Genomic DNA, 6,654 nt, shown 5'->3' on the forward strand with positions numbered 1-6,654 from the left:
TGCATTATCTGAGGGAATAACATAGTGCAGTGCCCTTATTATAAGTACAACTGAAGAATTGTACATATTTAGGGAGAAAGATCATGTCATTAGTTTCAAACTTGTTTTTACTGTTTGTGGCGGTGAGTGTGCTTGTTTATTATATTGTGCCGCACAAATTTCAGTGGCTGGTTTTGTTATGTTTCAGCTATATTTATTATCTGGCAGGTGGCGTCCGTTACGTGGGATTTATCCTGTTTTCCACATTGGTTACCTGGGGGATTGCACTTGCAGTTGAAAAGGCAGAGGCAGGTGGAAGCCACAAAAGTGCAAGAAATTTTCTGGTGCTTGGATTAATATTGAATTTTGGTATGCTTGGAGTGATAAAGTATACAAATTTTATGATTGAGAACCTCAATGCTTTGTTTCATATGAATTTAAGAGGAATGGAAATCCTGCTTCCATTGGGAATATCGTTTTACACTTTCCAATCCTCCGGATATCTTCTGGATGTGTACTGGAAGAGATGTGATGCGGAGAGGAATCCTGTAAAATATGCATTGTTTGTTTCTTTCTTTCCACAGATTCTGCAGGGACCAATCGGAAGATACAGTCGTTTGGCACATCAGCTTTATGAACCTCATAAATTCGAAGGTAAGAATATTACCAGAGGCTTTGAGCGCATTCTCTGGGGATTTTTTAAGAAGATGATCCTGGCGGACTGGGCAGCAGTGTTTGTAGATGCGATTTTCGACAATCCGGATCAGTACAGCGGACTGGCAATCTTTGGCGTATTATTTTACACAGTTCAGCTATATGCAGATTTTTCCGGTGGTATGGATGTGGTAATTGGTATTGCGTCTATGTTTGGAATTGAGCTGGATGAGAACTTCAAGCGTCCGTTCTTCTCCATTTCCATTACAGATTTCTGGCACCGCTGGCACATTACTCTTGGTACCTGGATGAAGGATTATGTGTTCTATCCTGTGACATTATCCAAGTGGATGGGAAAATTTGGCAAATGGGGCAAGAAGGTATTTGGCAAAAAGACCGGACGTACATTACCAATCTGTCTGGCGAATCTGATCGTATTCTTCGTTGTTGGTGTATGGCATGGTGCTGCCTGGAAGTACATTGTATACGGTATGTACAATGGTATTATCATTGCTTTCAGCGGACTTATGGCAGAGCATTACAGAAACTGGAAAAAGAAATTCAACATCACTGGAAAAGAGAACTGGTATCATGTATTTATGATCATCCGTACTTTTATCCTTGTAAATATCAGCTGGTTTTTTGACAGAGCGGACACAGTAGGACAGGCTTTTCATATGATGAAGCTTTCTGTCACAAAGTTTGCACCGTCACAGTTACTGCTGATCCCGGCCGGTAAAGAGGGAACTGCTTTTACCCCTTATGCGCTGGCAATCCTGGCAGCAGGCTGCATCATTCTGTTTATTGTAAGTGTCCTTCAGGAACGTGGCATGAAGATAAGAGAATCACTTGCAGGACTGAGTCTGCCAATTACTGTAGCAATTTATTTTTGTCTGCTGGCATCCATCGGATTCTTCGGATCAACAGCAGTAGCGAGAGGATTTATTTATGCACAATTTTAAGAAAGTTTTAAAAACGTTCCTGGTATTGGTCGTGTGTGTGGCTCTTCTGGCAGCACTTGACCTGGCACTTTATCCATGTACATTTATGAGAAATGATGTGCATGCAGTTGTGACACAGCAGTTTGATGACATTATCGTGGGAACTTCCCATGGAAAGATGGATATTGATCCGGAGGTGATGCAGGAAGTTACCGGACGCAGTGGACATAATCTTTGCGTTGGCGGCGAGTATGGAATCGATGCGTATTATCTGACTAAACTGATCAAAGAGAAACAGAATCCGAAGAGAATTATCTATGAGGTTGACCCGGGATATTTTGTATCTGAAAAGGAAGAAGGAAATAACTACCTGCTTTTTTATCATGAGTTTCCATTTTCAAAAGCAAAGGTAGAATATTTCTGGAATTCTATTGCGAAATGTAATTTCCGTACTGTGCTTTTCCCATGGTATGAATATTCTCTCAGCTATGAATTGCCGAAAGTCAAAGATACATTTACTCAGAAAGTAACGGGTGATTATGACGTATCTCATCTGAAGAGTGATTCTCAGGAATATCATGAAAGTGGATTTATTGAGAGATATCCGGTGGATGTGACAAAGCTTAAGAAATCAGAACCTAAGCTCTATGAAGAGGGTAAGGTAAACGAAGAGAACATGGAATATCTGAAGAAGCTGATCACATTCTGCAAGGAAAATGATATAGAGTTTGTTGCAGTAACTACGCCAATTCCAATAAATACTCTGAAGGATTACAGTGACAGTTATAATGCAGCATGGAAATATTTCGGGCAGTTCTTTGAAGAACAGGGCGTAGAGTATCTTAACTTTAATACGCAGTATTTTAAGGCATTTACACATGACCTGAAAGCATATACAGATTATGACGGACATATGAATGGAGATGCCGCAAAAGAATATTCTGAAGTGCTGGCACAAGTTTTAGAGAGCACTGGACAGAAAAATTGATCAGTTAATAGTAACTACTGATTATCGTTACTGGTAATTGAAGCAGGAACTTACCAGATTTAGTTTGAATCGAATAAGTATCCTGCTTTAATTGTAAATATTTACTTGTTGATATTGTGAAAATAGGACAGACAGTAGTAAAATGAATAAAAAACCTTGTGAAGTACAGAGGGGAGGAATTATATATGAAGACAAGTATTCTGGAATATCTTGAAGAATCCGCACGGAAATATCCGGATAAGACAGCTTTTGCAGATGAACATACATCCTGCACATTTAAAGAACTGGAGCAGACTGCACGCAGAACAGGAACTGCACTTGCGAAACATTTCACACCGAGAAATCCGGTGCCTGTATTTATGGAGAAGAGCGTAGAAACCATCGGGGTTTTCATGGGCGCTGTTTATGCAGGATGCTTTTATGTACTGATGGATACCAAACAGCCGGCGAGCAGACTTCAGCAGATTCTTGGAATTCTGGACAGTGATGTGATCGTTACATCTGAGAAATATCTGAAGGATTTGGAGAAACTGGAGTTCAAAGGAAAGGTTCTGATGGCTCCGGATCTTGTTGCTGAGCAGGAGAATGAAGCTGTGCTGAATGAGATCAGAGAACAGGCATTGGATGTGGATCCGCTGTATGGAATTTTTACTTCCGGGTCAACAGGAGTTCCCAAGGGAGTTGTGGTAGGTCATCGTTCAGTGCTTGATTTTATCGATTGTTTTACAGAGCTTTTTGATATTACAGATAAAGATGTGATGGGAAATCAGGCACCCTGGGATTTTGATGTATCTGTTAAAGATATTTATTCCGGACTGAAGACAGGAGCAACTGTCCAGATTATTCCGAAGCAGCTATTCTCTTTCCCGATGAAGCTGATTGACTATCTGATCGAGAGGGAAGTGACCACGCTGGTGTGGGCGGTATCTGCGCTGTGTATTATTTCAACTTTGAACGGATTTGAATATAAAGTTCCGGATAAGATTAAGAAGATTCTTTTCTCAGGAGAGGCTATGCCTGTGAAACATCTGAATATCTGGAGAAAATATCTGCCGGATGTTATGTATGTAAATATTTATGGACCAACTGAGATCACATGTAATTGTACGTATTATATTGTAGACAGGGAGTTCCAGCCTGGAGATGTACTTCCTATGGGCAAGGCGTTTCCAAATGAAAAAGTATTCCTTCTGGATGAAGAAGACAAGCTGATCACAGAGAAAAATAAAAATGGTGAACTCTGCGTAACAGGAAGTGCACTTGCACTGGGATATTACAAAAACAGAGAACAGACTGCGAAGGTTTTTGTTCAGAATCCACTGAATGACAGATATCTGGAGCCAATGTACAGAACCGGTGATCTTGCTTATTATAATGAACGTGGTGAGTTGTGCTTTGCAACACGTAAGGATTTCCAGATTAAGCATATGGGACATCGTATTGAGCTTGGAGAAATCGAGGCTGCTATGGATAAGGTTCCGGAGATTGTGAGAAGCTGCTGTATTTTTGATACAGTTAAAAGCAAAATCGTAGCTTTTTATGAAGGAGATATTGAGAGAAGACCGCTGGCAAAAGCGTTGGGGCAGTATGTACCTGCTTTTATGGTTCCGAATGTATTCCGCCAGGTGGAGAGCATGCCTCTTACAAAGAATGGAAAGATTGACAGAAAAGCTCTTACAGCTATGTATCAGGAGGAAAAGAAATGAGTTCCTATGGATTTATAAAAGAACTGATCGAGAAAGAACATACTCCAACTCCAGCTTATGTTTTTGACCTGGATAAGATGAAGGAATTTGTAAAAAAAGTGCAGAGCTGTCTTGGAGAGAGCACACAGTTATGTTATGCTATGAAAGCAAACCCTTTTCTTACAGGACCCATGATGGATGTGGTTCCTACATTTGAAGTGTGCTCACCGGGTGAATTTCGAATTTGTGAGCGTGTTGGTGTGCCGATGGAGAGAATTGTTCTTTCGGGTGTGTATAAGAACCCTGAAGATATGGAATATGTACTTTCTACATATGGAGGAAAGGGAGTGTATACTGTAGAGTCTTTGCAGCATTTACAGATTCTGAATGATACTGCAGTGAGACTTGGCATGAAGATTACGGTGTTGATTCGTGTGACAAGCGGAAATCAGTTTGGCGTAGATGAAGCAGATATCAGGAAAATCATTTCTGACAGAACAGATTATCCGGGGGTTGAGATAGAGGGACTTCAGTTCTATTCCGGAACTCAGAAGAAAGATCTCAGTCAGATGAAAACAGAGCTGGAGCATCTGGATGAATTTATCGGGGAGCTGAAATCTGAGAGTGGATTTGAAGCACAGGTGCTTGAGTATGGTCCGGGATTTTTTGTCCCATATTTTAAGAAGGATAAGAGCGAGGACGTGGAGAATATTCTGAGTGAGTTCAGAGCACTTCTGGAAAGTCTTAATTTCAAGGGTAAGGTTGTTCTTGAGATGGGAAGATTTCTGGCAGCAGCCTGTGGATATTATGTGACATCAATCGTGGATATGAAGGTGAATAAAGAACAGCCGTATGTGATCATGGACGGTGGTATCAATCATCTGAATTATTATGGACAGGCGATGGCAATGAAACAGCCGTACTGTACACAGCTTGATACAGAAGGAAATGAGAAGATAGGGGGAGAAGATGAATCCTGGAATCTTTGCGGTGCACTCTGCACGGTCAGCGATGTGGTCGTAAAGCGATTTCCACTTCACAAACCGCAGCTTCATGATATACTGGTATTTGAACGGGTAGGTGCTTATTCCGTTACAGAAGGAATCTATTTATTCCTGAGCCGTCCTCTTCCGAGAATCTATTTCTGGACAGAGGGAGAGGGACTGCGCATGGTGCGGGATGGTGTACATACAGATCTTTTAAATTCAGAGAAATAAAAGACCATGGCAATACCGAAAAATAATGGAATTGCTGAAAAAACAAAAAATAAGGAGATATGAAAAAATGGAAGAATTAATTGAATTACTGGAAGAGATCCAGCCGGATGCAGATTTTGAAAACTGTGATACTTTGATTGACGATGGAATTCTTGATTCCTTTGCAATCCTGTCTATTGTAAGTGAACTGCAGGATACTTATGACATTACTATCACTCCGGCAGATATTATCCCGGAGAATTTTAACTCTGCAAAAGCACTGTGGGATATGGTGTGCAGACTGAAAGGTTGATTTATTTATACAAAGCAGACAGGGATTATAGTAGTTCTCATAAAATCAGTTAAAAGGGGGACGCAAAGCCCAATAATTCCTATCGGCTCGGTTTCGGACCTTAAGAAAAGCTAAGCCCCGCAAGATCAGCTAAAAGCATTCGCAGATAACTCAAACTCGCTGCGCTCAGACAGTGAGTGATCTGCGAATAACGCTGATCTTGCGGGGCTAAGATTTTCTAAAGATCCTGCAAATGTCGCTCGATAGGAATTATTGGGCTTTGCTGGCAGTTGGCTGTGACTGGGCGGCTGAGGGAGAAGAGGAATGGTGATCTGTTAGTTTTGTGGAATAGAAAAGTTTCTTATATAGTATGAAGGGGACGGAAAAGCTGGGGCGTTGTGTATATATGGTATGTGAGTGCTGTGTGCAGGGCGGGGGAGGATGAAGGTGGATGGATAGAATCCAGGTGTCGGATGGGATGAATGTCTGATGTGGACTGGATGAATCTAGGAGTGTGTTTAAAAAATCATTTCCACAATGTGTACGCCCCACTTTGCGGTATATTTTGCCCGAATTCGGTTGCCGTAGTAAGGCGGAAATAAAAAAGTTTGTCAAATTATGAAATTAACTGTTGACATTGTGGTTTTTCGGTGTTATATTAGATGAGCTGTCGGAAATAATTGTTTATTAGATAAAAACAATTCAGATAGATTTCTGAAAGAAAAAAGAAATTTAAAAAAGTGCTTGACAACTTGAAACAAACGTGTTAAAGTAATTGAGTCGCTTGAACAGAGCCGACAATCACAGATCAGAAGAACAGTTCCGAAATCCGGAAGAGTTCGAAAAACTTTGAAAAAAAACTTGAAAAAGTTCTTGACAAAGAAAAAGAGATGTGATAAAGTAAACAAGCTGTCGCAAG

At 40.7% G+C, this 6,654-nt stretch carries 6 protein-coding genes; all 6 read left to right on the forward strand.

Translation table 11 applies throughout. The annotated features are described in order from the left end of the window. Nucleotides 1-83: 83 nt before the first annotated feature. Nucleotides 84-1,595, forward strand: a complete 1,512-nt coding sequence (locus LJE11_RS15250; protein WP_020993151.1) for an MBOAT family O-acyltransferase — start codon at nucleotides 84-86, stop codon at nucleotides 1,593-1,595. After that, nucleotides 1,582-2,562, forward strand: coding sequence for a hypothetical protein (locus tag LJE11_RS15255; RefSeq protein WP_055054256.1), 981 nt, complete (start codon nucleotides 1,582-1,584; stop codon nucleotides 2,560-2,562). Before LJE11_RS15250 ends, LJE11_RS15255 begins: the two co-directional genes overlap by 14 nt. Nucleotides 2,563-2,747: 185 nt before the next feature. Then, a complete protein-coding gene (locus LJE11_RS15260) occupies nucleotides 2,748-4,268 on the forward strand; it encodes an amino acid adenylation domain-containing protein (RefSeq protein WP_161276554.1) in 1,521 nt (506 codons plus the stop codon). Further along, complete coding sequence (locus LJE11_RS15265) at nucleotides 4,265-5,464, forward strand: diaminopimelate decarboxylase family protein (RefSeq protein ID WP_161276555.1); 1,200 nt, start codon at nucleotides 4,265-4,267, stop codon at nucleotides 5,462-5,464. The genes LJE11_RS15260 and LJE11_RS15265 overlap by 4 nt, the downstream gene beginning before the upstream one ends. A 67-nt stretch (nucleotides 5,465-5,531) precedes the next feature. Further along, nucleotides 5,532-5,756 carry an acyl carrier protein gene (locus LJE11_RS15270; protein WP_008708237.1) on the forward strand — a complete coding sequence of 75 codons (225 nt, stop codon included), beginning with the start codon at nucleotides 5,532-5,534 and terminating at the stop codon, nucleotides 5,754-5,756. A gap of 479 nt (nucleotides 5,757-6,235) precedes the next feature. Continuing rightward, entirely contained in the window at nucleotides 6,236-6,337 is a 102-nt protein-coding gene (locus tag LJE11_RS20885; protein ID WP_368199626.1) for a DUF6783 domain-containing protein, read from the forward strand. Nucleotides 6,338-6,654 lie beyond the last annotated feature (317 nt).

Origin of the sequence: Blautia sp. DFI.1.216, from assembly GCF_020594215.1 — a bacterium.
GTDB classification, from domain to species: domain Bacteria; phylum Bacillota; class Clostridia; order Lachnospirales; family Lachnospiraceae; genus Blautia_A; species Blautia_A wexlerae.

Excerpts from the sequence above, each read along its gene's own strand:
- LJE11_RS15250 (WP_020993151.1), top strand. The coding sequence starts at position 84 with ATGTCATTAGTTTCAAACTTGTTTTTACTGTTTGTGGCGGTGAGTGTG.
- LJE11_RS15255 (WP_055054256.1), top strand. The coding sequence starts at position 1,582 with ATGCACAATTTTAAGAAAGTTTTAAAAACGTTCCTGGTATTGGTCGTG.
- LJE11_RS15260 (WP_161276554.1), top strand. The coding sequence starts at position 2,748 with ATGAAGACAAGTATTCTGGAATATCTTGAAGAATCCGCACGGAAATAT.
- LJE11_RS15265 (WP_161276555.1), top strand. The coding sequence starts at position 4,265 with ATGAGTTCCTATGGATTTATAAAAGAACTGATCGAGAAAGAACATACT.
- LJE11_RS15270 (WP_008708237.1), top strand. The coding sequence starts at position 5,532 with ATGGAAGAATTAATTGAATTACTGGAAGAGATCCAGCCGGATGCAGAT.
- LJE11_RS20885 (WP_368199626.1), top strand. The coding sequence starts at position 6,236 with ATGAATCTAGGAGTGTGTTTAAAAAATCATTTCCACAATGTGTACGCC.